Annotated in this window: 24 protein-coding genes and 1 tRNA gene; 15 read left to right on the top strand and 10 right to left on the bottom strand. The window is 70.7% G+C overall.

From position 1 onward, the window contains the following. Positions 1 to 4 precede the first annotated feature (4 nt). Entirely contained in the window at positions 5 to 1,231 is a 1,227-nt protein-coding gene (locus tag ACFY1P_RS24720; RefSeq protein WP_390751896.1) for a peptidase M23, read from the top strand. 58 nt (positions 1,232 to 1,289) lie between these two features. Next, the gene (locus ACFY1P_RS24715) at positions 1,290 to 2,009 is read left to right on the top strand and encodes a hypothetical protein (RefSeq protein ID WP_390751895.1); all 720 of its coding nucleotides are present in this window, start codon (positions 1,290 to 1,292) and stop codon (positions 2,007 to 2,009) included. Positions 2,010 to 2,064: 55 nt separating this feature from the next. Here the strand turns inward: ACFY1P_RS24715 and ACFY1P_RS24710 are convergent, their stop codons facing one another. The 4 genes from ACFY1P_RS24710 to ACFY1P_RS24695 all read right to left on the bottom strand — a co-directional run bounded on the left by ACFY1P_RS24710 (position 2,065) and on the right by ACFY1P_RS24695 (position 4,057). Continuing rightward, positions 2,065 to 2,937, bottom strand: coding sequence for a hypothetical protein (locus tag ACFY1P_RS24710; RefSeq protein WP_390751894.1), 873 nt, complete (start codon positions 2,935 to 2,937; stop codon positions 2,065 to 2,067). Next, the gene (locus tag ACFY1P_RS24705; RefSeq protein ID WP_390751893.1) at positions 2,930 to 3,772 is read right to left on the bottom strand and encodes a hypothetical protein; all 843 of its coding nucleotides are present in this window, start codon (positions 3,770 to 3,772) and stop codon (positions 2,930 to 2,932) included. The genes ACFY1P_RS24710 and ACFY1P_RS24705 overlap by 8 nt, the downstream gene beginning before the upstream one ends. Then, complete coding sequence (locus ACFY1P_RS24700; RefSeq protein ID WP_361521317.1) at positions 3,773 to 3,913, bottom strand: hypothetical protein; 141 nt, start codon at positions 3,911 to 3,913, stop codon at positions 3,773 to 3,775. A 70-nt stretch (positions 3,914 to 3,983) separates the two neighbouring features. Next, positions 3,984 to 4,057: transfer RNA gene (locus ACFY1P_RS24695), tRNA-Gly, on the bottom strand. Between the two features lie 255 nt (positions 4,058 to 4,312). Here ACFY1P_RS24695 and ACFY1P_RS24690 point away from each other — a divergent pair. The 3 genes from ACFY1P_RS24690 to ACFY1P_RS24680 all read left to right on the top strand — a co-directional run bounded on the left by ACFY1P_RS24690 (position 4,313) and on the right by ACFY1P_RS24680 (position 5,732). Then, positions 4,313 to 4,507, top strand: coding sequence for a hypothetical protein (locus ACFY1P_RS24690; protein ID WP_390751892.1), 195 nt, complete (start codon positions 4,313 to 4,315; stop codon positions 4,505 to 4,507). A 110-nt stretch (positions 4,508 to 4,617) separates the two neighbouring features. Next, positions 4,618 to 5,193, top strand: coding sequence for a dCTP deaminase (gene dcd / locus ACFY1P_RS24685; protein WP_030366976.1), 576 nt, complete (start codon positions 4,618 to 4,620; stop codon positions 5,191 to 5,193). 41 nt (positions 5,194 to 5,234) lie between these two features. Next, positions 5,235 to 5,732 carry a phosphoribosyltransferase gene (locus ACFY1P_RS24680; RefSeq protein WP_390751891.1) on the top strand — a complete coding sequence of 166 codons (498 nt, stop codon included), beginning with the start codon at positions 5,235 to 5,237 and terminating at the stop codon, positions 5,730 to 5,732. A 103-nt stretch (positions 5,733 to 5,835) separates the two neighbouring features. Here the strand turns inward: ACFY1P_RS24680 and ACFY1P_RS24675 are convergent, their stop codons facing one another. Continuing rightward, positions 5,836 to 6,768, bottom strand: coding sequence for a YIP1 family protein (locus tag ACFY1P_RS24675; protein WP_390751915.1), 933 nt, complete (start codon positions 6,766 to 6,768; stop codon positions 5,836 to 5,838). 207 nt (positions 6,769 to 6,975) lie between these two features. Then, entirely contained in the window at positions 6,976 to 9,240 is a 2,265-nt protein-coding gene (locus ACFY1P_RS24670; protein ID WP_361521323.1) for a (Fe-S)-binding protein, read from the bottom strand. A 277-nt stretch (positions 9,241 to 9,517) separates the two neighbouring features. On the opposite strand from ACFY1P_RS24670, the gene dnaK reads away from it, so the two are divergent. From dnaK to ACFY1P_RS24650, 4 genes are read left to right on the top strand one after another with little or no spacing between them, the layout of a single operon-like run. Further along, on the top strand, positions 9,518 to 11,380 hold the full coding sequence (gene dnaK, locus ACFY1P_RS24665) for a molecular chaperone DnaK (RefSeq protein ID WP_361521326.1): 1,863 nt from the start codon (positions 9,518 to 9,520) through the stop codon (positions 11,378 to 11,380). Then, positions 11,377 to 12,018, top strand: coding sequence for a nucleotide exchange factor GrpE (gene grpE / locus ACFY1P_RS24660; protein WP_361521329.1), 642 nt, complete (start codon positions 11,377 to 11,379; stop codon positions 12,016 to 12,018). The genes dnaK and grpE overlap by 4 nt, the downstream gene beginning before the upstream one ends. Positions 12,019 to 12,060: 42 nt before the next feature. After that, positions 12,061 to 13,233, top strand: coding sequence for a molecular chaperone DnaJ (dnaJ, locus tag ACFY1P_RS24655; RefSeq protein ID WP_361521332.1), 1,173 nt, complete (start codon positions 12,061 to 12,063; stop codon positions 13,231 to 13,233). Position 13,234: 1 nt separating this feature from the next. Further along, positions 13,235 to 13,696, top strand: a complete 462-nt coding sequence (locus ACFY1P_RS24650; RefSeq protein ID WP_361521335.1) for a heat shock protein transcriptional repressor HspR — start codon at positions 13,235 to 13,237, stop codon at positions 13,694 to 13,696. A gap of 78 nt (positions 13,697 to 13,774) precedes the next feature. Here the strand turns inward: ACFY1P_RS24650 and ACFY1P_RS24645 are convergent, their stop codons facing one another. Together ACFY1P_RS24645 and ACFY1P_RS24640 are read right to left on the bottom strand one after the other, a co-directional pair. Further along, positions 13,775 to 14,146, bottom strand: a complete 372-nt coding sequence (locus ACFY1P_RS24645) for a hypothetical protein (RefSeq protein WP_361521337.1) — start codon at positions 14,144 to 14,146, stop codon at positions 13,775 to 13,777. Positions 14,147 to 14,242: 96 nt separating this feature from the next. Continuing rightward, positions 14,243 to 14,647 (bottom strand): TIGR03618 family F420-dependent PPOX class oxidoreductase, encoded by a 405-nt coding sequence (locus ACFY1P_RS24640; RefSeq protein WP_361521340.1) that lies wholly within the window; start codon positions 14,645 to 14,647, stop codon positions 14,243 to 14,245. A gap of 201 nt (positions 14,648 to 14,848) precedes the next feature. Between ACFY1P_RS24640 and clpB the strand changes: the two genes are divergently transcribed. Then, complete coding sequence (gene clpB, locus ACFY1P_RS24635) at positions 14,849 to 17,518, top strand: ATP-dependent chaperone ClpB (protein WP_390751890.1); 2,670 nt, start codon at positions 14,849 to 14,851, stop codon at positions 17,516 to 17,518. A 77-nt stretch (positions 17,519 to 17,595) separates the two neighbouring features. Beyond that, entirely contained in the window at positions 17,596 to 18,126 is a 531-nt protein-coding gene (locus ACFY1P_RS24630) for a YbjN domain-containing protein (protein WP_361521346.1), read from the top strand. Positions 18,127 to 18,302: 176 nt separating this feature from the next. Here ACFY1P_RS24630 and ACFY1P_RS24625 read toward each other — a convergent pair whose 3' ends face one another. Beyond that, the gene (locus ACFY1P_RS24625) at positions 18,303 to 19,511 is read right to left on the bottom strand and encodes a hypothetical protein (RefSeq protein WP_361521349.1); all 1,209 of its coding nucleotides are present in this window, start codon (positions 19,509 to 19,511) and stop codon (positions 18,303 to 18,305) included. Positions 19,512 to 20,357: 846 nt separating this feature from the next. On the opposite strand from ACFY1P_RS24625, the gene ACFY1P_RS24620 reads away from it, so the two are divergent. Then, positions 20,358 to 20,876, top strand: coding sequence for a DUF2617 family protein (locus tag ACFY1P_RS24620; RefSeq protein ID WP_361521352.1), 519 nt, complete (start codon positions 20,358 to 20,360; stop codon positions 20,874 to 20,876). Between the two features lie 98 nt (positions 20,877 to 20,974). Beyond that, a complete protein-coding gene (locus ACFY1P_RS24615; protein ID WP_390751889.1) occupies positions 20,975 to 22,570 on the top strand; it encodes a polyamine aminopropyltransferase in 1,596 nt (531 codons plus the stop codon). On the opposite strand, the gene ACFY1P_RS24610 is transcribed toward ACFY1P_RS24615, so the two are convergent. Then, positions 22,545 to 23,462 carry an AraC family transcriptional regulator gene (locus tag ACFY1P_RS24610; RefSeq protein WP_361521357.1) on the bottom strand — a complete coding sequence of 306 codons (918 nt, stop codon included), beginning with the start codon at positions 23,460 to 23,462 and terminating at the stop codon, positions 22,545 to 22,547. The genes ACFY1P_RS24615 and ACFY1P_RS24610 overlap by 26 nt on opposite strands. 126 nt (positions 23,463 to 23,588) lie before the next feature. Between ACFY1P_RS24610 and ACFY1P_RS24605 the strand changes: the two genes are divergently transcribed. Together ACFY1P_RS24605 and ACFY1P_RS24600 are read left to right on the top strand one after the other, a co-directional pair. Then, positions 23,589 to 24,212, top strand: coding sequence for a DsbA family protein (locus ACFY1P_RS24605; RefSeq protein ID WP_390751888.1), 624 nt, complete (start codon positions 23,589 to 23,591; stop codon positions 24,210 to 24,212). A 44-nt stretch (positions 24,213 to 24,256) separates the two neighbouring features. After that, positions 24,257 to 24,904, top strand: a complete 648-nt coding sequence (locus ACFY1P_RS24600) for an NAD(P)H-binding protein (RefSeq protein WP_361521363.1) — start codon at positions 24,257 to 24,259, stop codon at positions 24,902 to 24,904. The last annotated feature ends 78 nt before the right edge of the window (positions 24,905 to 24,982 follow it).

Raw genomic sequence — 24,982 nt, 5'->3', positions numbered from 1 at the left:
GTCGTTGGACGGACGTGAGGCCCTCGCCCTGGCGGCGGGGGGAGCCCGACGTGCCCTGATGGTCAAGCTGGGCGTGCCGACCGCGGCCTTGTTCATGGCCTTCCTGGTCCTGCTCGGAGCGTTCGCAGGCATCGGCGGTGGTGGCGGCGCGGCCGCCGCCGGCTGCGGCAAGCCCGGCCAGCCCGCCGACGACGGCGCGTCGGGCAATGGCAGCAGCGGGAGCGAGACGGGCGGTGCGGGCAAGGAACTGCGCGCGCGCCAAGTGGCGAACGCGAAGATCATCGATCAGGTCGCCAAGGACGGCAAGCTGCCCGGCCGGGCCACGCTCATCGCCCTGATGACGGCGCTCGCGGAGTCTCAGCTGGACAACATCGACTACGGGGACCGGGACTCCCTCGGTCTCTTCCAGCAGCGGCCGTCGTCGGGCTGGGGCACGAGGGATCAGATCCTGGACCCCAAGTACGCGGCCCACATGTTCTTCTTCGGCGGTGACAGCGGCGACCCGCCGGGTCTCGATGACGTCCCGTGGGAGAACCTCTCGCTGAACGACGCCGCCCAGAAGGTGCAGCGTTCCGGATTCGCCGACGCCTACGGCCCGAAGGAGACCCAGGCCCGCAGCATCGCCAAGGAAGCGGGCATCGACCTCGAGCGCTCGGGCGAGAACCACCCGGGCAAGTCGGGGAAGTCCGGGGACACGGGGTCCGACGGCAAGCCGGCGCAGGACGGGGACAAGAAGCCGGCCGCTCCGCAGGGCTGCGGCAATTCCGGCACGGGCACCCCTGCCAAGCCCGGCGAGCCGTTCCACGACGGTGCCGCTGGGTGGCCCGCCAAGGTCGTCAACCGCCGCTCCACCGAGGACGCCATCAAGTGGGCCCGCGCCGAGGCGGACAGCCACCGTTCGGACTGGTACCAGAAGTGTCTGGCCTTCACCTCGATCGCGTACGGCTGGAACTCCTCCGGCACCAATTACGCCATCGACCACTACACGGACGTCATGCCCAAGGACATGCGTCACGACGGCGACCGCAACCCGCCGCCGGGCGCGCTGATGTTCTGGGACACCGGGCATCGCGCCGGGCACGTCGCGATCTACGTCGGGGACGGCAAGATCGCCTCCAACGACATCGTGACGCCGGGCGAGATATCCATCGTCCCCGCCACCGAGATCGAGACGAAGTGGGGTGCGAAGTACCTGGGCTGGTCACCCCCCTATTACCCCAACCCGGGATGACCCGGGTGATGATGGTGCGGCCGAACCGAAGGGGACCGGCGGGAAGTAAGGATTGGCCATGCCTGTAGTGACGGACGTCGACGCGGTCCCTCTGACACCCGTGTACACGATCGTGATCAGCGCCACGGGAGAAACCACCGTCGACGGGGAGCCGGTCGAGAATCTGCCCGGGCAGGACGCGCGCACGTCCGCCTTGGCCGACATCCGCGTCCGGGCCGCCCGTCGCGGGCACCCGGTGCGGGTCAACGCCAAGGAGCCGGACGGTTCGGTCTGGCCCCTGATAGTCGACCACGACGGCGCGGTGACGCCGCTGGACGCTCCGCACCCCACCCCGGTGGCGACGCCCCCGCCGGCACCGGCCGTCGCGGTCCCGGCCCTCACGGAGCGGGCCGCCGGACCGCTCGAACCCCGGCACGCCCCCCTGCTCGGCCGGGTCGTCACCGCCGAGCTGCGCGGCGACCTGGCGGGCGCGGCGGCCGCGGCCGCGGACCTGGAGACGGTGCTGACCGCGGAACTCGGCCCGCTCCACCCCCACACTCTCGGCGCGCTGGCCACCCGCGCCTGGCTGTCCCTGCTGCTGCGCGACGACTGGGCCGCCGCCACCCGGCTGCACGTGCTCGCCGCCGAGCGCCGCCGCCAGGCCGGGGCCCCGGACGTGGAGACCCGCCGCGCGGCCCGCAACGCCCATGCGGCCTGGGCCCTGTTGCGCGCGACCGACCCGGCGGCAGCGGAGACCCTCCGCCCGGAGCTCGGCCGGGTCGCGCACCTGACGGCATGACCGGCGGGAGCCCCGGGGGCTGCCTTGGGCCTCACAGGTTCACGCCGCGCCTTGGCTACTGCTTGGTCAGCAGATCGGTGCGGTGCTGCTCGAGGTCGGTGACGCCTTTGAGTCCCGCCTGGACCGTGTACTGGGTGTGCACCCCGTCGGGGCCCGTCTCCGGGTCAAGTTGAAAGCTGTCCGCGAAGCCCCAGCTGCCGCCTGTGTAGACGCCCTTGACCCTGCCGTCCACCGTCCCGACGGCGTCGAAGGGGCCGCCCCGCCAGCGGAAGGTCCAGTGGATCCGGTACCAGGCGTCCAACTGCTCCGGGGCGGCCAGGAAGCGCTCGCCGCTCGGGTCCCGGGGATCGGCGATGAGATCCTCAGGCCGCTCATCCCCGGTGGTCAGAGCGATGAGGCCCGACGCGTCGGCCTCGGCAGCGGCCGGATACGTCCGGCCGTGGTGAACCGCATATGCCTTGGGGCGGAAATGGTCGACCTCGTCCAGACGCCGCACCAGAGCGTGCCGGGGCTGGAGGAGATCCTTGCGGTGCTGCTCCAGCTCAGTGACCTCGTCGCGCGGAAAGACCCCGCGGTAGCCGATGACCCGGCGCTTGAGGTGCTCCTTGGCGAAGTGTTCGTCGGAGCCCAGGTAATTGCCCGAGAGCGTGGCGGGCGTGGCGGCGGTGCACTCGAAGAGCTCGCCGCGCCAGCGGAACGTCCACGTCACGGCGTACCAGGCTTCCAGACTCTCCAGCGGAACCGGGTATCCCACCGACCCGTCGGCGGACTCGCGCGGCGCGACCCCTTCGGGTGTGGGGCGCCCGGGCTCGGGCAGCAGCTCGACGCACGGCCACAGGCCCACGGCGCCACGGGCCCGGTAGGGCTCATCGTGGAAGACGGCGACCTCGCCCTTGACCGGGGAGGGGGGGCCCACTGGGTCAGCCATAGTAATTCCACAGCCTTTCGTTCTTGTCGAAGAAGCCGATGGCCTCTTCGGTGCCGTCGGCATGCATGAGCCAGATCTCAGCATGGTGAGGGAAGCTGGTGGGCTCGGCGATCCACTCCGGGACACCCCCGCCGGTGTAGCCGGTGCCGAGGAACGGGTCTTCCCAGGCCAATCCCTCGCTCTGGCCGGCCATGCCGGCGACGTGGTTGGCCCACTCCTTGTCGCCGACGGCGCCGAGGGACGGCTCGGCACGCATGTCGTGCGGTGCCGGGAAGCGCAGCTGGTACGCCTCGGACGCGCCCGGTGGGACAGGCGACCAGCCCACGCCGCCATCGTCAAGAGCGAGCCCATCGCGCAGTTGGTCCATACTGCGCAGGTCGGCGGTGTCACAGCCGCGCGCGATGGAGCCGCCGAACTCGACGGGTCTGAATTTGTCGTTCTCGTCGAGCGGTGTGAAGTTCTCCAGGTAGCGTTCCGCGCGCTCGGGCGTGATCACCTTGGTCACCATGCGACCCTCGTCGAGCTTGATCGCGTCACGGACCCCGACGACCTCGCGGGCCTGCGCCTCGCTCAGCTCGTTGGTCCGGGTGAGCCGGAGCTTGTCATGCTCGGAGTGGTCCAGGCCGCGTGTCCCCAGCTGGTCGTCGAGCTCCACCTGGTAGCTGGGGCCGTCGCGCAGCGCGCTGTTGCCGTACTTTTCGGCTGCACTCTCGGCCGCATCGGCCTCCCACTCGGTTGCCGCCTCCGGAGCATCGTCGACCGCCGCGGTCGGCTCCGGGGCCTCACCGGCCGGAGGCTGAGCTTCGGGCGCTGGTGAGGGTTCCTCGGGTGGCATTCAGCCTGCGGCCTTCGTCCCGTGGACGCGGAGGTAAATCCACTTGTGGCCACACGAGTTCCCGACGGAATAGTGGAACCACGACTTCGTGCCGCCGTTGCCGGTCAGGGCGATCACCGTGGCCTCGTGCGGCTCCGGCACGTCGTCGAGCGAGGGCCCGCAGGACGGGGTAAACAAAGAAGCCCCGGGCCGATGGCCTGGGGCTTTCTCGTGGAGCGGGTGACGAGAATCGAACTCGCGCTCTGAGCTTGGGAAGCTCATGTTCTACCATTAAACTACACCCGCGCGGACGCCCGTTCCGGAGCGTCGTATCGTCGCACACTCTACCCCATCGAAGACCCCCGGCGCACGTGCCGTGTGGGTCTTCCCCGCTTTGGCGGGGTTGGTGAAGGCGGTGGGGACACGGCCTCGGTGTGCGGGAGTTGGGGCGTACGGTGGGGGACGACAAGTCGGCGGGGGCGGCCGGGAGTGCCGGGTGCGGGTCGCTGGGATGCATCCCCTAATGTGGCTTTTGTCTTTCATGTCGTGCCGGAGGCACGCATGAGCAACACCATGGGGAAAGGGAGCTCGATGGAGCGCACCGTCGTTCGTTGTGCCGAAGGGCACGTGTTCAGCACCGCTTCGTTCCCGATGCAGAACCTCGGTCCCGGCCGGCTCGGCCCGGGACGGCTGCTCCGCTGCCCGCGCTGTGCCAGGCTGCGGCATTCCGTGCCGGTGGCGGTCCAGAAGCGGTGATCCCGAAGCAGTGATCCCAAAGCGGTGATCAAGGAGTGCTGAGCACCTCGCGGGCCCGGTCCATTCGGACCGGGCCCGCGTTGTCCGTCTTCTCCGCGTATCCTCGACCCGTGCTTCTCTCAGACAAGGACATCCGGACCGAGATCGACGCCGGACGGGTGCGCATCGACCCGTTCGACGAATCGATGGTGCAGCCCTCGAGCATCGATGTGCGGCTGGACCGCTACTTCCGGGTGTTCGAGAACCACCGGTACCCGCACATCGACCCGGCGGTCGAGCAGGCGGACCTCACCCGTGAGGTGGTGCCGGAGGGCGACGAGGCGTTCATCCTGCACCCCGGTGAGTTCGTGCTCGCCTCGACGTACGAGGTCATCACGCTCCCCGACGACGTGGCCTCCCGTCTGGAGGGCAAGTCCAGCCTCGGCCGGCTCGGCCTGCTGACGCACTCGACGGCCGGCTTCATCGACCCCGGCTTCTCGGGGCATGTGACGCTGGAGCTGTCGAACATGGCCACGCTGCCGATCAAGCTGTGGCCGGGGATGAAGATCGGGCAGCTGTGCATGTTCCGGCTGACCTCACCCGTCGAGCATCCTTACGGGTCCGCGAAGCACGGCTCCCGCTATCAGGGCCAGCGCGGGCCGACGCCCTCGCGGTCCTTCCAGAACTTTCACCGCACACAGGTCTGAGACCGCACACGGTCTGAGCAGGGACAAGGCGAACAGCAACAGTGAGTGACAAGCGCGAGAATCTGACCTACCCCCTCTTCGGGCAGGCCATCCGTGAGCTGGCGCAGACCGTCGCGGACGACGGCTACGAGCCGGACATCATCCTCTCCATCGCACGCGGCGGCGTCTTCGTCGCGGGTGGCCTGGCGTACGCGCTGGACTGCAAGAACATCCACCTGGTCAACGTGGAGTTCTACACCGGCGTGGGCACCACGCTGGAGATGCCGGTGATGCTCGCTCCGGTGCCCAACGCGATCGACTTCTCGCAGAAGAAGGTCCTGATCGTCGACGACGTCGCCGACACGGGCAAGACGCTCAAGCTCGTCCACGACTTCTGCCTCGGCACGGTCGCCGAGGTGCGCAGCGCCGTGATCTACCAGAAGTCGCACTCCCTGGTGGACTGCGAGTACGTCTGGAAGCGCACCGACGAGTGGATCAACTTCCCGTGGAGCGTGGAGCCGCCGGTCGTCCGGCGCGAGGGCCAGGTCCTCGACGCGTAGGTCCGCCACGCGCGTGAACGCGTGAACGCACAGGGAAGGGCCCCGGTCGCGAAGTGCAGCGACCGGGGCCCTTCCCCATGCTCCTCATGCCGAGCGGCAGCCGCTACAGCGTGCCCAGCTTGATGATCGACAGCAGGGCGATCAGCTGGATCGCCGAGGCGCCCAGCGCCTTCGGCCACGGCAGGTCGTGCGACTTGCTCACCATCGAGGTGAACAGCGCGGCCGCCGCCAGCCAGGTCGCCCAGCCGAGCACCTGGACGACCGTGCTGTCCCCGCCCAGGAACATCGCGAAGAGCAGCCGCGGCGCGTCCGTGATCGACATGATCAGCATCGACAGGCCGACCGTCGGCTGCCAGATGCCGTCGCCGCCCAGCTGCCGGGCGAGGGTGTGGGTGACGGCACCGAGGATCAGGCCGGAGATCACGACGATCACGCCGGTCATCAGCACCCACGGGATGCTGTTCGCGAGCGTGGCGTGCAGGACGTCCTCACGGGCCTTGTCGAAGCCGAAGACGGCGAGCAGGCCGTAGCCGAAGGTGACGAGCACGGCCGGGACCCACACCGCGTGGTCCCGCATCTGCCAGAAGGTGGCGGAGGGCCGCAGGACGATGCCCTTCAGCAGCTCCTTCCACGGCAGGCGCGGCCCGGCGGGCGGCGCGGGAGCCGGGGCCTGACCGGCGCGGTAGGTGTCGCCCGAGTTGTACGAGCCCTGCTGCGGACCGCCGTTGTAGGGGTCGCCGCCGTACGGGCCGTACGCGTCCGGTGCCTCGCCGAAGGCGAACTGCTGGGTGTGGCCCGGATCGTCCGCGCCGCGGCCGTAGTACGGGTCGCCCTGGCCCGGGTTCGGGCCGTACGGGGCGTGGCCCTGCTGCGGGCCGCCGAAATACTCCGGCTCGTCGTACGCCGGTGGCTGCTGCCACTGCCGACCGCCGCCCTGAGCGTCGGTCCGACCGCCGTACGGGGCCTGGTACTGCTGCCCGGGGCGCTGTCCTTGCCGCGCGGGACCGGGGTCGTGTGAGTCCCGTCCGCGTCCCATCCTGAATCCAGCCACGCTTCGAACGTACCCGCTCCCGGCAGGCCCGGCGCCGGGGGCGGGGAATCGGCCCCGGCATTGCTGCTGTCCTGTGACATCCCTTAGGGGAAAAGTCAGGGCCCGGTGAGGTGTGGGACGGCGGACGGCCGGTCCCCGCGGTGTCACGCGGGGACCGGCCGTCGTCAGGAATACGCGATGCGTACGAGTCGGCTACTTCACCGGCTCGGGCTCGGGTGCGTCAGCGGTCTCGCCGTCGCCCTCGGGCTCGACCGGTGTCTTGACCGATTCGAGGAGGAGCTGGGAGACGTCGACGACCTGGATGGACTCCTTGGCCTTGCCCTCGTTCTTCTTGCCGTTGACGGAGTCGGTGAGCATGACGAGGCAGAAGGGGCAGGCGGTGGAGACGATGTCCGGGTTGAGGGACAGGGCCTCGTCCACGCGCTCGTTGTTGATGCGCTTGCCGATGCGCTCCTCCATCCACATGCGCGCGCCGCCGGCGCCGCAGCAGAAGCCGCGCTCCTTGTGGCGGTGCATCTCCTCGTTGCGCAGGCCCGGCACCTTCGCGATGATCTCGCGCGGCGGGGTGTAGACCTTGTTGTGGCGGCCCAGGTAGCAGGGGTCGTGATACGTGATCAGGCCCTCGACCGGGGTGACGGGGACGAGCTTGCCCTCGTCGACGAGGTGCTGGAGCAGCTGGGTGTGGTGGATGACTTCGTACTCGCCGCCGAGCTGCGGATATTCGTTGGCGATGGTGTTGAAGCAGTGCGGGCAGGTCGCGACGATCTTCTTCTTCGCCTTCTCGACCTTCACGCCCTCTTCCGCGTCCTCACCGAACGCCATGTTGAGCATCTCGACGTTCTGCTGGCCGAGCTGCTGGAAGAGGAATTCGTTGCCCAGGCGGCGGGCGGAGTCACCGGTGCAGTTCTCGTCGCCGCCCATGATGGCGAACTTCACGCCGGCGATGTGCAGGAGTTCGGCGAAGGCCTTGGTGGTCTTCTTCGCCCGGTCCTCCAGGGCACCGGCGCAGCCGACCCAGTAGAGGTAGTCGACCTCGGTGAGGTCCTCGATGTCCTTGCCGACGACCGGGACCTCGAAGTCGACCTCCTTGGTCCACTGCAGGCGCTGCTTCTTGGCCAGGCCCCAGGGGTTGCCCTTCTTCTCCAGGTTCTTGAGCATCGTGCCCGCCTCGGACGGGAAGGAGCTCTCGATCATCACCTGGTAGCGGCGCATGTCGACGATGTGGTCGACGTGCTCGATGTCGACGGGGCACTGCTCGACGCAGGCACCGCAGGTGGTGCACGACCACAGGACATCGGGGTCGATGACGCCGTTCTCCTCCAGCGTCCCGATCAGCGGCCGCTCCGCCTCGGCCAGGGCCGCCGCGGGGACGTCCTTGAGCTGCTCGGCGGTGGCCTTCTCGGTGCCCTCCATGTCCTTGCCGCCGCCGGCGAGGAGATAGGGGGCCTTGGCGTGCGAGTGGTCCCGCAGCGCCATGATCAGCAGCTTCGGCGACAGCGGCTTGCCGGTGTTCCACGCGGGGCACTGCGACTGGCAGCGCCCGCACTCGGTGCAGGTGGAGAAGTCCAGCAGGCCCTTCCAGGAGAAGTGCTCGATCTGCGAGACGCCGAACTGGTCGTCCTCGCCCGGGTCCTCGAAGTCGATCGGCTTGCCCGCGCTGACCATCGGCTGCAGCGCGCCCAGCGCCACCTCACCACTGGACTCGCGCTTGAACCAGATGTTCGGGAACGCCAGGAAGCGGTGCCAGGCGATGCTCATGTCGATGTTCGAGGCGACCGTGATGGCCCAGATCGTCGTCACGGCGAGCTTGATCATCGCGGCGAGGTACGTGAGGTTCTGCAGGGTGCCCGTGCTGAGGCCCTTGAAGGCCATGATCAGCGGGTACGAGCTGAAGTAGGCGGCCTCGTAGTGGTCGACGCCCTGGAGCGAGCCCTCGAGCCCGCGCAGCACCCAGATGGCCAGGCCGATCACCAGGATCACGTACTCGACGAAGTACGCCTGCCACGCCGTCGAGCCCGCGAAGCGGGACTTGCGGCCCGCGCGGGAGGGCAGGCTCAGCAGCCGGATGATGATCAGCGCGAGGGCGCCGAGGCCCGTCGCCGGGCCGACGAACTCGATGTAGAGCTCGTAAGGCAGCCAGGTGCCGATGTACGGGATCGTCCAGTCGGCCTTGAACAGCTGGCCGTAGGCGGTGAGGATCGTGCCGCCCAGGGTGAGGAAGCCGACGGCCACGAACCAGTGGGCGACGCCGACGACACCCCACCTGTTCATCCTGGTGTGGCCGACGAATTCCTTGCCCACGGTGAGCGTGCGGCGGCCTGGTTCGTCGACGCGGGCACCGGCCGGAAGCGGGGCGCCGAGCTTGAAGAACTTGACGAACTGCGTGACGGCGCGGCCGAACAGCGCCACGGCGACCGCAGTCAGAACCAGCACCACGATGATCGCGGCGAGTTGCATGGCGGGCTCCTCGAACCTGCGAGAGCGAATTACTAATCAGTAACTTATCCGGTCTGTACGAGACTACTCACTCGCGCGCCCCCGATATAGGCGCACCGCCGGTGATCTGTGTCGCTCAAGTGGCCCCGCGCCGACCCGGCCTGACGGCGGGACTCCGTTCTCCCTGCGCATAAGACCCGCATAAGAGTTGAGTGGCCTCGACTCATGTCCGTTGACAGGCGGAGATCCGTGTTGCACCCTTGAGTCTGTTCCACTCAAGTCAGCTGGAGGAATCGACATGGCACGTGCGGTCGGCATCGACCTGGGTACGACGAACTCCGTCGTCAGTGTTCTCGAAGGCGGTGAGCCCACCGTCATCACCAACGCCGAGGGCGCCAGGACCACGCCGTCCGTCGTCGCCTTCGCGAAGAACGGTGAGGTGCTGGTCGGCGAGGTCGCCAAGCGCCAGGCCGTCACCAACGTCGACAGGACCATCCGGTCGGTCAAGCGCCACATGGGCACCGACTGGAAGATCAACATCGACGGCAAGGACTTCAACCCGCAGCAGATGAGCGCCTTCATCCTGCAGAAGCTCAAGCGGGATGCCGAGGCCTACCTGGGCGAGAAGGTCGTCGACGCGGTCATCACCGTCCCGGCGTACTTCAACGACTCCGAGCGCCAGGCCACCAAGGAGGCCGGTGAGATCGCGGGCCTCAACGTCCTGCGCATCGTCAACGAGCCGACCGCCGCCGCCCTGGCCTACGGCCTCGACAAGGACGACCAGACCATTCTGGTCTTCGACCTCGGTGGCGGCACCTTCGACGTCTCGCTGCTGGAGATCGGCGACGGCGTCGTCGAGGTCAAGGCGACCAACGGTGACAACCACCTCGGTGGTGACGACTGGGACCAGCGCGTCGTCGACTACCTGGTCAAGCAGTTCCAGAACGGCCACGGCGTCGACCTGTCCAAGGACAAGATGGCCCTCCAGCGCCTCCGCGAGGCCGCTGAGAAGGCGAAGATCGAGCTGTCCTCGTCCACCGAGACCACGATCAACCTGCCCTACATCACGGCCTCCGCCGAGGGCCCGCTGCACCTGGACGAGAAGCTCACCCGCGCCCAGTTCCAGCAGCTGACCGCGGACCTGCTGGAGCGCTGCAAGACGCCGTTCCACAACGTCATCAAGGACGCGGGCATCAACCTGTCCGAGATCGACCACGTGGTCCTGGTCGGCGGTTCCACCCGCATGCCCGCCGTCGCCGAGCTCGTCAAGGAGCTGACCGGCGGCAAGGAGGCCAACAAGGGTGTGAACCCGGACGAGGTCGTCGCCATCGGCGCCTCGCTCCAGGCCGGTGTCCTCAAGGGTGAGGTCAAGGACGTCCTGCTGCTCGACGTCACCCCGCTGTCCCTCGGTATCGAGACCAAGGGCGGCATCATGACCAAGCTGATCGAGCGCAACACCACGATCCCGACGAAGCGCTCCGAGATCTTCACGACGGCCGAGGACAACCAGCCGTCCGTGCAGATCCAGGTCTACCAGGGCGAGCGCGAGATCGCGGCGTACAACAAGAAGCTCGGCATGTTCGAGCTGACCGGCCTGCCGCCGGCCCCGCGTGGCGTCCCGCAGATCGAGGTCTCCTTCGACATCGACGCCAACGGCATCATGCACGTGACCGCGAAGGACCTGGGCACGGGCAAGGAGCAGAAGATGACCGTCACCGGCGGCTCCTCGCTCGCCAAGGACGAGGTCGACCGGATGCGCCAGGAGGCCGAGCAGTACGCGGAGGAGGACCACCGCCGCCGCGAGGCCGCCGAGACCCGCAACCAGGGCGAGCAGCTCGTCTACCAGACCGAGAAGTTCCTCAAGGACAACGAGGACAAGGTCCCGGCCGAGGTCAAGACCGAGGTCGAGACCGCCGTCGGTGAGCTGAAGGAGAAGCTCAAGGGCGAGGACACGGCCGAGATCCGCACCGCGACCGAGAAGGTCGCCGCGGTCAGCCAGAAGCTCGGCCAGGCGATGTACGCCGACGCGCAGGCCGCCCAGGGCGCCGCCGGCGCCGAGGGTGCCGCCGGTGCCGGCCAGGCCAAGCCCGAGGACGACGTCGTGGACGCCGAGATCGTCGACGACGAGAAGCCCAAGGACGCCAAGGGCGGTGCGGCGTGACCGAGGAGACCCCGGGTTTCGACGAGAAGCCTGAAGTCCCCTCCGACGCCACCCCCGAAGACGCGGCGCAGGGCGCCGGGTCCGCCGACCAGGCGGGCCCGGCCCCGGCCGGGGAAGAACTGGTCGAGGTAGGGCTCCAGGCACAGCTGGACCAGGCCCAGTCGGCGCTCAACGAGCGCACGGCGGACCTCCAGCGGCTCCAGGCCGAGTACCAGAACTACCGCCGCCGGGTGGAGCGGGACCGGGTCACGGTCAAGGAGATCGCGGTCGCGAACCTCCTGTCCGAGCTCCTCCCCACGCTCGACGACATCGGCCGCGCCCGTGATCACGGCGAGCTCGTCGGCGGCTTCAAGTCCGTCGCCGAGTCGCTGGAGACGGTCGTCGCCAAGATGGGCCTGCAGCAGTTCGGCAAGGAGGGCGAGCCCTTCGACCCGCTGGTGCACGAGGCGCTGATGCACAGCTACGCGCCGGACGTCACCGAGACCACGTGCGTGCAGATTCTGCAGCCGGGGTATCGGATCGGCGAGCGGACGATCCGCCCCGCGCGGGTCGCGGTCGCCGAGCCCCAGCCGGGCGCGCAGAAGGGCGACGGCGAGGGCGACGAGGCCGAGGAGAGCGGTGGCCCGGACAAGGGCTGACGCTATGACCGACCGCAGTGACCGGAAGGAGGGACGCCGGGGATGAGCACCAAGGACTTCGTCGAGAAGGACTATTACAAGGTCCTCGGCGTGCCCAAGGACGCCACCGAGGCCGAGATCAAGAAGGCGTACCGGAAGCTCGCACGCGAGAACCACCCGGACGCCAACAAGGGCGACGCCAAGGCCGAGGAGCGCTTCAAGGAGATCTCCGAGGCGAACGACGTCCTCGCCGACCCCAAGCGCCGCAAGGAGTACGACGAGGCACGCGCCCTCTTCGGCAGCGGCGGCTTCCGTCCCGGGCCGGGCGGCGCGGGCGGCGGCTCCTTCAACTTCGACCTGGGCGACCTCTTCGGGGGCGCCCAGGGCGGGGCGGGTGCCGGTGGGTTCGGCGGCGGTCTCGGTGACGTCTTCGGCGGCCTGTTCAACCGCGGCGGCGGCACGCGTACGCAGCCGCGGCGGGGCCAGGACATCGAGTCCGAGGTCTCGCTCAGCTTCACCGAGGCGGTCGACGGGGCCACGGTCCCGCTGCGGATGTCCTCCTCGGCGGCGTGCAAGACGTGCTCCGGCACGGGCGACAAGAACGGCACGCCGCGGGTCTGCCCGACCTGCGTCGGCACCGGCCAGGTGTCGCACGGCTCGGGCGGCGGCTTCTCGCTGACCGACCCCTGCCCCGACTGCAAGGGCCGCGGGCTGATCCCCGAGAACCCCTGCGACGTCTGCAAGGGCAGCGGCCGGGCCACGTCCTCCCGCACCATGCAGGTCCGCATCCCGGCGGGCGTCTCCGACGGCCAGCGGATCCGGCTGCGCGGCAAGGGCGCCCCGGGCGAGCGCGGCGGGCCGAACGGCGATCTGTATGTCGTCGTCCACGTCGACACCCACCCGGTCTTCGGGCGCAAGGGCGACAACCTCACCGTCACCGTGCCGGTCTCCTTCGCGGAGGCGGCGCTCGGCGGCGAGGTGAAGGTGCCGACGCTCGGTGGCCCCGCGGTCACCCTCAAGCTGCCGGCGGGCACGCCCAACGGCCGTACGATGCGCGCCCGGGGCAAGGGCGCGGTGCGCAAGGACGGCACCCGCGGCGACCTCCTGGTCACCGTCGAGGTGGCCGTGCCGAAGGAGCTCGGCGACAAGGCGCGGGACGCCCTCGAGGCGTACCGCGAGGCGACGGCGGGCGAGGACCCTAGGGCCGAGCTGTTCCAGGCCGCGAAGGGAGCATGAGATGGACGGCCGACGACGGCGTTTCGAACCAGCACAGCCTTTCCAGCTGACCGACGAGTCGCCGGTCTACGTCATCTCCGTGGCCGCGCAGCTGTCGGGCCTGCACCCGCAGACGCTGCGGCAGTACGACCGGCTCGGCCTGGTCTCCCCGGACCGCACGGCCGGGCGCGGCCGGCGCTATTCGGCGCGCGACATCGAGCTGCTGCGGCAGGTCCAGCAGCTGAGCCAGGACGAGGGCATCAACCTCGCCGGTATCAAGCGCATCATCGAGCTGGAGAACCAGGTGTCCGCCCTCAAGGCGCGCATCGCGGAGCTCCAGGGCGCGGTCGAGGGCGCCGCCACGGCCATGCAGCAGCGCGAGGCCGCGGTGCACGCCTCCTACCGCCGCGACCTGGTCCCGTACCAGGACGTGCAGCAGACGAGCGCGCTCGTGGTCTGGCGCCCCAGGCGCGACCAGGGCTGAGCTGTGAAGTGAAGGGGCCCGGAGAGCGACCGCTCTCCGGGCCCCTTCGGTCTTCTCGGTCTTCTCCGGAGGCCGGCTTCAGCCGGTGAGGCGGAGGCGGACCTCCAGCTCGTGTTCGCCCGGGACCGTCCCGCGGCTCTCCACGGTGAAGGCCGCGGCCAGTTCCTCGCCGACCTGGCGCACGGGGTCGGCGGCGCCGAAGAGGTCGACGTCGACCGGGCCGGACAGCGGCACCGGCGCGCCCTTCGACGGCGCGCGGCGGGTGCGGGCGTCGACGACCATGCACCACACCATGGGGTGCTCCGGGCCCGCCGCCTTCGTCTCGCTGCGCGGGGGCCCGGCGCCCTCGGGGAACGCGGCCTCCAGGGCGCGGAACACCGCGCCCGCGTCCTGGTGTCCGCAGCCGGTCAGATGGACGCTGACGTGATCCGCGCTCTCGGCGCCGCTCATGACGTGGGTACTCCTCTTGCCGTCGAGACGACCGTCATCCCGACGGTACGAGTGCCCGCGCCGCGCGGCATCAGCACAGGGCCAACCGTGGACGGTTCAGGCCAGTCCCAGCGCCTTGGTGACGGTGATCTCGACGAGGACGCGGTCGGGGTTGGGTGCGGGCGTGCGGCCGTACCGCTCGGCGTACCGCGCGACGGCGTCCGCGACGGCCTCGGGCTCGGTGCGCACGACGGCGACCCCCTCCAGCGTGGCCCAGCGCCGCTCGCCTATCTGGCACACCGCGACCCGGGCACCGTCCGGCCCGGCGGCCAGGATGTTCGCGATCTTGCGGCTGTCCTTGTTGGTGATGACCCGGGCGATCCCGGCCTCATGATCGAACGTGACCCCCACGGGCACGAGATGCGGGCTGCCGTCGGGACGCGTGGTGGTCAGGGTGCAGATGTGCCGCTCCCGCCAGAACTCGACGTAGGCGGGGGAGAGGTTGCGCAGATCGTGAGCCATGCGGGAAGCGTAGCCGCGGCCCGCTCGGACGAAGCGGGGAGCGGGCCGGGTACGCGCGTGCGGGTGGGCGCCCGCAGGCGGAGCATGGAACGGGGCGGGAGCTGCTGGCCAACGCAGAGTTGAGTGGAGTAGGCTCAACTTATCGCACGCCGACTTCAGCAGGACAGTCGGCGGAGCAGTACGGAGGAGGAGCGCACAGTCGTGGATGCCGAGCTGACCAACAAGAGCCGTGAGGCGCTGAGCGGTGCCAGTGAGCGGGCCGTGTCGGCAGGGCATGCCGATATGACACCCGCGCACCTGCTGCTCGCCCTCCTCGCCGGCCAGGACAACGAAAACGTGATGGACCTGCTCGCCGCCGTCGAGGCCGACGCCGCGGCGCTGCGCTCGGGCGCCGAGCGGGAGCTCGCCGGGCTGCCGAGCGCGCAGGGCTCGACGGTCGCGCCGCCGCAGCCCAACCGCGAGCTGCTGGCCGTCATCGCCGACGCCTCGCAGCGCGCCCGCGAGCTGGGCGACACCTACATCTCCACCGAGCACCTGCTCATCGGCCTCGCCGCCAAGGGCGGCCGCACCGGTGAGCTGCTGGAGCGGCAGGGCGCGTCCGCGAAGAAGCTGCTGGCGGCCTTCGAGGCGGCCCGCGGCGGGCAGCGCGTGACCTCGCCGGACCCGGAGGGTACGTACAAGGCGCTGGAGAAGTTCGGCCAGGACCTCACCGCCGCGGCCCGCGAGGGCAGGCTCGACCCGGTCATCGGCCGGGACGCCGAGATCCGCCGCGTGGTGCAGGTGCTCTCCCGCCGCACGAAGAACAACCCCGTCCTCATCGGCGAGCCGGGCGTCGGCAAGACCGCCGTCGTGGAGGGCCTCGCGCAGCGGATAGTGAAGGGCGACGTGCCCGAGTCGCTGCGCAACAAGCGGCTCGTCTCGCTCGACCTCGGCGCGATGGTCGCGGGCGCGAAGTACCGCGGCGAGTTCGAGGAGCGGCTCAAGACCGTCCTGGCCGAGATCAGGTCCAGCGAGGGCCAGATCATCACGTTCATCGACGAGCTGCACACCGTCGTGGGCGCGGGCGCCGGGGGCGACTCCGCCATGGACGCGGGCAACATGCTCAAGCCGATGCTCGCCCGCGGCGAGCTGCGCATGGTCGGCGCGACGACGCTGGACGAGTACCGCGAGCGGATCGAGAAGGACCCCGCCCTGGAGCGCCGCTTCCAGCAGGTGCTGGTCGCCGAGCCCTCCGTGGAGGACTCCATCGCGATCCTGCGCGGCCTCAAGGGCCGCTACGAGGCCCACCACAAGGTCCAGATCGCCGACTCCGCCCTGGTCGCCGCCGCCACCCTCTCCGACCGCTACATCACCTCCCGCTTCCTGCCCGACAAGGCCATCGACCTCGTCGACGAGGCCGCCTCCCGGCTGCGCATGGAGATCGACTCCTCCCCCGTGGAGATCGACGAGCTCCAGCGCGCCGTCGACCGGCTGAAGATGGAGGAGCTCGCGCTCTCCAAGGAGGTGGACGAGGCCAGCAAGCAGCGCCTGGAGAAGCTGCGCCGCGACCTCGCCGACAAGGAGGAGGAGCTGCGGGGCCTGACCGCCCGCTGGGAGAAGGAGAAGCAGTCCCTCAACCGGGTGGGTGAGCTCAAGGAGCGCCTGGACGACCTGCGCGGCCAGGCCGAGCGCGCCCAGCGCGACGGCGACTTCGACACGGCCTCCAAGCTGCTCTACGGCGAGATTCCCGGCCTGGAGCGCGAGCTCGCGGCCGCAGCGGAGGCGGAGGCCGAGGCCGAGCAGGAGGCCGCCACCCGCGACCTCATGGTCAAGGAGGAGGTCGGCCCGGACGACATCGCCGACGTCGTCGCCTCCTGGACCGGCATCCCGGCCGGCCGCCTGCTGGAGGGCGAGACGCAGAAGCTGCTGCGCATGGAGGACGAGCTCGGCAAGCGCCTGATCGGCCAGGAGGAGGCCGTAAGGGCCGTCTCCGACGCCGTGCGCCGCTCCCGCGCGGGCATCGCCGACCCCGACCGGCCCACCGGCTCCTTCCTCTTCCTCGGCCCGACCGGCGTCGGCAAGACCGAGCTCGCCAAGGCCCTCGCCGACTTCCTCTTCGACGACGAGCGGGCCATGGTCCGCATCGACATGAGCGAGTACAGCGAGAAGCACTCGGTGGCCCGCCTCGTCGGCGCCCCGCCCGGCTACGTCGGCTACGAGGAGGGCGGCCAGCTCACCGAGGCCGTCCGCCGCCGCCCCTACACCGTCGTCCTCCTGGACGAGGTCGAAAAAGCCCACCACGAGGTCTTCGACATCCTGCTCCAGGTCCTCGACGACGGACGGCTCACCGACGGCCAGGGACGCACGGTCGACTTCCGCAACACCATCCTGATCCTCACCTCCAACCTCGGTTCCACCTATCTGGTGGACCCGCTGCTCAAGGAGGACCAGAAGAAGGAGAGGGTGCTGGAGACCGTCCGCGCCTCCTTCCGGCCGGAATTCCTCAACCGCCTCGACGACCTCGTGGTCTTCCACGCCCTGGGCGTGGGCCAGCTGGAGCGGATCGCGGGGATCCAGATCGCCCACCTCCAGCGGCGCCTCGCCGACCGCCGCCTCACCCTCGACGTCACCGAACCCGCCCTGCGCTGGCTGGCCACCCTCGGCCAGAGCCCCGACGCCCCGGACGGGGCCGCACCCGACCTCACCTACGGCGCGCGCCCGCTGCGCCGCCTGGTGCAGACGGCCATCGGCGACCGCCTCGCGCGGGCGATCCTGGCCGGTGACATCCGGGAGGGCGACACTGTAAAGGTGGACGTCGATCCGGCCGGGGACGGCCTGACGGTGGAGCCGGAGCGGCGGGAAGCGCTCGCGGGTCCGTCATCGGCGGCGTGATCCGACAGGGGCGGGGGTTGCCAGCCCCCGCCCGGCATGGGGGAGGATGGCGGGAACCGTACGAAGGGAAATTCACGGTGAGCATCGACCCGTCCTCGATTCCGAATTTCGGGGGCCAGCCCGAACCGCAGGAGACGGGCCCGGCCGGCCCCGTCATCCCCGACCAGGACCTGGTCAAGCAGCTCCTCGAGCAGATGGAGCTGAAGTACGTCGTGGACGACGAGGGAGACCTCGCCGCACCGTGGGAGCAGTTCCGTACGTACTTCATGTTCCGTGGCGAGGACGAGCAGCAGGTCTTCTCCGTGCGGACGTTCTACGACCGCCCGCACGGCATCGAGGAGAAGGCACAGCTCCTCGAGGTCGTCGACGACTGGAACCGCCGCACCCTGTGGCCGAAGGTCTACACCCACACCAACGACGACGGCACCGTCCGTCTGATCGGTGAGGCGCAGATGCTGATCGGCGTCGGCGTCTCCCTGGAGCACTTCGTCTCCAGCACGGTCAGCTGGGTGCGTGCCTCGATCGAGTTCGACAAGTGGCTCATCGAGCAGCTCGGCCTGGAGGCCGACGCCGAGTCCGGCGACGACAAGCCGGACGAAGAAGCGTAAGTATTCCGGCCTCGATGGGCAGGCGGGCTGCGAACGGCTGAGCTCAGCCGGAACCAGCCCGCTGGGGGCACCTCCCGGCGTTGGCCGGGGGAGCTTGAGGACACCACCGCGGAGCGGTGGTGCGGGACGGAAACATCCCGCAGCCGACGACCGGCAGAGCCCACGTGCCGCCGGCCTCACATCGGCATGCGGGCGACTGTGAGCAGATACGTCCCGTAGAGGAACGAGAGCCCGGCGAGCGCGCCGGCCGTCACGACGACGGTGCGCTGCCGGGCTCTCGCCATCGCCAGGGCCGCCGGCATCAGCAGCGGGAACGCGGGCAGCAGGAAGCGCGGTTTGGACGCGAAGTAGCTGGAGCCGCCGACGGCGATGACGAAGAGCACCAGCGCGTAGACCGCCAGGACCGCGGGCGGCCGGTCGAGGAAGAGCAGGACGAGCGCGACCAGCGCGACGCCCAGGATCGCCAGGGTCACGTAGTAGGCCATGGCGTCCCGGCCGATGAAGAGGTGCCGGATGAAGCGGAACGCGTCCCGCCCGAAGTCGAACCGCGACCCCCACAGCCGCTGCACGTCGAAATAGCCGAGCACCCCGCCGCCCGAGCGGAACCCGGCCCACAGCACATAGGCGGACCAGCCCAGCGGCGCGAGCGCCGCGCCCGCCCAGACGTGCCAGTCCCCGCGGGCCCGCCGGTCCCGGGCCAGGGTGAGGGCGGCGCCGACGCAGACCGCGGCGGCCACCGCGACGGCGTTGGGCCGCGACAGCCCCGCGAGCAGCGCGAGTGCCCCCGCCCACAGCGGCCGGCCGGTGATCGCCGCGTAGAGCGCCCAGGCGGCGAGGGCGGTCATCAGCGGCTCGGTGTAGGCCATGGACTGCACGATCGCGTGCGGCAGCAGCCCCCAGAGGACGACGAGCGCGGTGGCCGCCTGGCGGCCGTGCAGCCGCTCGCCGATCGCGTAGATGCCCCAGGCGGCCGTGCCGGCCGAGACCCAGGCGACGAGCAGCCCGGCGGTGACCGCGGTGAACGGCAGCACGGTCATCACCGCCCGCACCAGCCCGGGGAAGAGCGGGAAGAACGCCAGGTCGTTGAAGACCACCCCGCGGGTGGTGGGCGAGGGGATGATCAGCCCGTAGCCGTGCCGGGCGATGTCGGCGTACCAGATGCCGTCCCAGGAGTGGCCGAGCAGCGTGCGCGGATGGCGTCCGATCCACCAGGCCCAGCCCGCCATGACCGACATGCCGGTGAGCCGGACGGCGGCGTAGAGCGCGAGCGCGGGGCCGGCCCTGCGCAGGGCGTCGCGCACCCGGTCGAGGCGGCGGGCACGGGCACTCGGGGCCGCGGGGTGCGGTTCCGGCGCTCGTACGGGCACGGCGGTGTCGGCTGACACGGGGGCACCTCCGGTGCGGGCGCGGCCCGGTGTCCGCCGCGGGGGCGGTGCGGGGGCCGGGGCACGGGTACGGACGGGGGCGGTTCGGCATACCGACCATGCGTCCCGCGCGTCACGCGCGCGACACGGAACGCCCGTTAGCGGTGCGCCTTCCACCCGCTCGGCGGGCACGGCGGAGTGTCTGCGCGAGTGGGGAGCGCGGGTGTGCTGAGGGGCGGGCCCGGACAGGCGCGCGCCGTCTGCCGGGGGCGTGTGCCGCAGTCGGCCGCGCGTCGCGACGCGGTGTGCGCGGAGGGCGTCCGGCACCGGCACCGGCGGTCCGCGCGTGGAGGTGTCCGGGCGGCGTGCGATTTCCCCGTGAACTCCCGCCGCGCGCCGGGGTGGTGGGCATTCATGCGCCCGCCTTCGGGGCGCGCCCCAATGCGCCCTCCGGTGTCGTGCATTTCTCGTCCCGTATCGGTGAAGAACCCGTGCCCATGTCGTCGGAACCGCCCGGAAACGCTGTTTGAGCAGGGGATTTGCAGATGGCCCATGCCTGATCGCATATGCGTCCGGCCTCTTGTCGGTGGCCTGTCGCGCGCAATGATTCTGAACAGTTGAACTGCCCGGCCCTCGGGTGGATGGAAAGCACGATGAGATGGGTAAAAACGCTGTGAGCACCGGTCAATTCATGATTCCCTCTCATTCAGAGACACGTGTCGGAGACGACTCCTCACGGATCCTCGGAATCACTGTCATCGGACCCCACGGAACACTCATATGTGGGCATGAGCCGGCGCACTCGAAGACTCTGGTCCTCCTCGGCGGGCCGGCCCACCCTCCACTGCGTGCTTGCGGAGCCGACCCATGCTCACCACCCTCAAGACCACCTACACCGACACCCGCGCCGCCGATCTCGCCTGGTGTCTGGGGAAGGACCCCCTCCCCGCCCTGGCCGTCCTCGACCTGCGGCTCGCCGACTCCCTCGTCCAACTGCGCCTGCTCGGCGCCTCCCATCAGGTGCTGCTGGAGGAGGAGGGTGGCGTCTGCTCGGAGACCGTCGCCTGTCTGCCGGGCAGTGCCACTCCGCTGCCACTGGGCGTGGCCCGCCGCGTCGGCGCCTGGGAGTACGAGTTCGCGGCCCGGATAGAGACCCTGTCGCACGGCTCCTTCGCGGGCCGGGCGCAGGAGCTGCTGGCGCTGGTCGCCGAGCATCCGTACGGACTGGCCGGCACCTTCCCGGGGAGCCCGCACGCCTTCACCGCGCTGCTCGCGCAGCGGCGCGAGGGCCAGGTCAGCTGGCGCACCTGGCACGCGTATCCGCAGGAAGGGCGGCTGGTCGCCACCCGCACGAGAGTGGCCGTACGGGCCGCCGCGACCCTCTGAACGCCCCTGTGCGGCACCCGCGAACGCGCCATGGAACACCTGTAATAAACCCTTGTGGGTGACAAAAGGTTGTCGGATCGTGACGTAGCGTTCCCATCATGATCTACCGCCCGGTACCGGCGCGGCTGCCCGTACCGGCCGGGCTCGGCCGCTTCGTGGTCCTGACCACCGTCTTCATCTGCGCCGCCTGCGGGCTGGTGTACGAGCTGGAGCTGGTCGCCCTGGCCTCGTATCTCATCGGCGACTCCGTCACCCAGGCGTCGGTCGTGCTGTCGGTGATGGTCTTCGCCATGGGCATCGGCTCGCTGCTCGCCAAGCGGCTGAGAGGCAGGGCCGCCCTGGGGTTCGCCGCGGTCGAGGCCGTGCTGGCGCTGGCCGGCGGGCTGTCGGCCATGGCGCTCTACGCCTGCTTCGCCTGGTTCGGCCAGGCGCGGCCGGCCCTGGTCGCCTTCTCCCTGACCATCGGGGTGTTGATCGGCGCCGAGGTGCCGCTGCTGATGACCCTCATCCAGCGCATCCGGCGGCAGGACGCGGGCGGCGCGGTCGCCGACCTCTTCGCCGCCGACTATGTGGGCGCGCTGGTCGGCGGGCTCGCGTTCCCCTTCCTGCTGCTGCCCGTGCTCGGGCAGTTGACGGGCGCGCTGCTCACCGGCGCGGTCAACGCCGCGGCGGGTGGGGCGCTGGTGCTCTGGCTCTTCCGCGGCGATCTGAGCGTGCGCTCGCGCTGGGCGCTCCTCGTCGCCAACGCGCTGGTGCTGGCGCTGCTGGCCACGGGCACGGTGCTCACCGGCCCCTTCGAGCGGGCCGCGCGCCAGGCGGTCTACGGCTCGGATGTGCGGGTGGCCGTGCAGTCGGACGTGCAGGAGGTCGTGCTGACCGGCGGAGGGGGCAGCGGCAAGCCGCTCTCGCTGTTCCTCGACGGGCGGCTGAAGGTCAGCGGGGAGGACGAATTCCGCTATCACGAGGCGCTGGTCCACCCCGCGATGTCCGGGCCGCACCGCAGGGTCCTGGTGCTCGGCGGGGGCGACGGCCTCGCCCTGCGCGAGGTGCTGCGCTATGCGGACGTCGCCTCGGTCACCGTCGTCGAACTGGACCGCGCTCTCCTGCGGTTGGCCCGCACCGACCGCGATCTGACCGCGCTCAACCACGACGCCTTCCGGGATCCGCGGGTGCGCACGGTCGTCGGTGACGCCTTCGACTGGCTGCGCGGCCGGCCCGCCGACGCCCCTCCGTACGACGTGGTGATCTGCGATCTGCCCGACCCGGGCATCACGCCCAGCACCAAGCTGTATTCGCAGGAGTTCTACGGCCTGGCGGAGCGCCGCCTGGCGCCCGGTGGGCGGCTCGCCGTCCACGCCGGCACGGTCGACGCCCGCCCGCGTGTCTTCTGGACGGTGGAGGCCACGATCCGCTCGCTGGGCCTGCGCACCCGGGCCTACCGGGTGGGCGGTGGCGCGCCCGGCGGCCCCGCGCGCCCGGCCGAGCGGCGGGCCGTCGAGCGCGCGGGGCAGGAGGACGACTGGAGCTTCGTCCTGGCCTCCCGTGAGTCCATATCCCTGCGACTCCCGCCGGTGCGGCCCTGCTTGCAGTCACTGACGCCCGGGGAGCTGGTCGCGGCCGGCCGTGCCGCCGAGCGCAGCCGCGAGCCCGGTCTGCTGCCGTCGACCCTCATGCACCCGCGCTATGCGGAGTGACCCCGGGCGGCCGGCGGAGCGCGGCGCGGAAGGCGCCCGGGGAGCAACCGGCGCGGTGCTGGAAGAACTTGGAGAAGTTCGCCGCGTCGTCGAAGCCGATCCGTTCGGCGATCCGGGCGGCGGGCAGCTCGCTGTGCGCGAGCAGCCGTTTGGCCTCCAGCATCACCCGGCGGTCGATGAACTCCTTGGCGCCCACCCCCGCACCCGTGAGGGCCGCGCGCGAGAGGGTCCGGGGGGAGTAGCCGAGCGTGCGGGCGTAGTCGGCGACCCGGTGGCTGGTCGCGAAGTCCCGCTCGACGGCCGCGCGGAAGCGCACGAAGGCGTCGCCCGGCGCGGGGACGCTGCTGCCGACCGGGGCCGTGAGGTGCGCGAGGCGCAGCACCAGCACGGACAGCAGGTGCCGCAGCACGGCGGAGTGCACATCGGCGGGCAGGCCGCGGCTGGTGCGGAAGTCGGCCTCCAGGTGGTGCACCGCGCAGAAGACGGCCTCCCGGTCCTGCCCGACCGGCTGCCACAGCACCGGCCGGAAGGGATCGTCCGCCACCGCCGCGACGGCCGTGCCGGGGGAGAGGAAGCCGGGCTGCACGAGGATGACCGCGCCGTCGATCCCCTCCACCGCGCCGTACTGCTGCACCTGTCCGGGCCGCACCCACAGCACCGACCCCTCCTCCAGGGAGTAACCGGTGAAGTCGACGGTGTGTCCCGCGGACCCGGAGCGGACGGCGATGATCTGGTGGAAGTCCAGCCGCTGCGGCTTGGCGAGCAGGCCCTCGGGCGAGCGGGCGCGCAGCTGGGCGAGCGTCATCACCTCGACCCCCTCGGGCGTGCCCGGCGGGGCCCGGTAGGTGAGCTCGACGATCTCTTCCTGACGGGCGTGTCGCTTTTTCACCATGAGGAGACCTGAGCGTACCTGGTAGGGCCCCGGAAACGGCCATAGCGTGGCCATAACGCACCACAAGGAGTGCGTGCACCACAGCAGCCGTCCCCGCTGGGACAGCTGCCCGCTTCAGGGAAAGACATGGCACGGCACAAGCTCACTTACGCATTCGACGCCTACTGCGGCTGGTGTTACGGCTTCGGCCCGGCAGTACGGGAGTTCGCCGCGGCGAACGCCGGACGCATCGAGCTGACCGTGCGCAGCGGTGGCCTCTTCACCGGGCCCCGGGCGCAGCCCGCCTCCGCGTACTCCTACATCCCGCAGTCCGACGCCCGCATCGGCGAGCTGACCGGCGCGGTCTTCGGCCCCGGCTACGCCAAGGCGTTCGCCGACGGCACCGCCGTGCTCGATTCGGCCGACGCCGCCACCGCCCTGGTCGCGCTGCGCCGACAGGCGCCCGAGAGGACACTGGAGTTCGCCGGTGCCCTCCAGCGCGCCTGGTACGTCGACGGGCTGAGCCTCTCCGAGCCGGACACCCTGCGGGCGGTCGCCGCCGGGCTCGACGGCGTCGACGGCGAGGCCGTCGTGGCCGCCGCCGCGGACCCGGACACCCGCCGTGAGGCGGAGGCGGACTTCCGCGAGGTCCGCCGACTGGGCGTCGACAGCTTCCCGACGCTGCTGCTGCACACCCCCGGCGGCGTGCGGCGTCTGGGCGGGCCGACGGCGACCGCGGCGGCGCTCACCCGGGCGCTCGACCAGCACTGACCCCCCTCCCCCCTCTCAACTCTTTTCTCTCTGAGGAGCCCCCCATGGCAAAGATCGCTCTCTTCGGTGCCAACGGAACCATCGGCAGCCGCATCCTGCGCGAGGCGCTGGACCGCGGCCACCAGGTCACCGCCGTCGTCCGTGACCCCTCGAAGCTCTCCGCGGCGCCCGGCCTGACCGTCGTCACCGGTGACGTCCTCGACCCGGAGTCGGTGGCCGCGGCCGCCAAGGGCCAGGACGTGGTGGTCAGCGCGGTCGGCGGCGGCGACGGCCCCGGCCACCTCGCGACCATCGAGCCGGCGGCGAAGTCGCTGGTGGCAGGCGTGCGTACGCTCGGTGACGCGGCCCCGCGCATCATCGCGGTCGGCGGCGCCGGCTCGCTGCGCACGCCCGACGGCAAGCAGGTCTGGGACGCCGAGGGGCTCCCCGAGTTCCTGCTCCAGATCATGCACGCGCACGGTGACGCGCTGGACTTCTACCGCACCGTCAGCGACGTCCGCTGGACCAACATCAGCCCCGCCGGGCTGATCGAGCCGGGCGAGCGCACGGGCACGTACCGCACCGCCCTGGACGACCTCGTCGTCGGCGCCGACGGCAAGAGCCGCATCTCCGCCGAGGACTACGCGGTCGCGCTCGTCGACGAGATCGAGCGCCCGCAGCATGTGGGCGAGCGCTTCACGGTCGGCGACTGACACCGCCCTTCGGGGCGCCGCGGGCGGGGCGCGACGGAAAGTTCGGCCTGAGAGGCACTGGTGAGGGGCCTGATGGGT

It is taken from the genome of Streptomyces sp. NPDC001407 (genome assembly GCF_042895325.1).
GTDB lineage: Bacteria > Actinomycetota > Actinomycetes > Streptomycetales > Streptomycetaceae > Streptomyces.
This window is presented reverse-complemented; position numbering and strand designations above follow the sequence as displayed.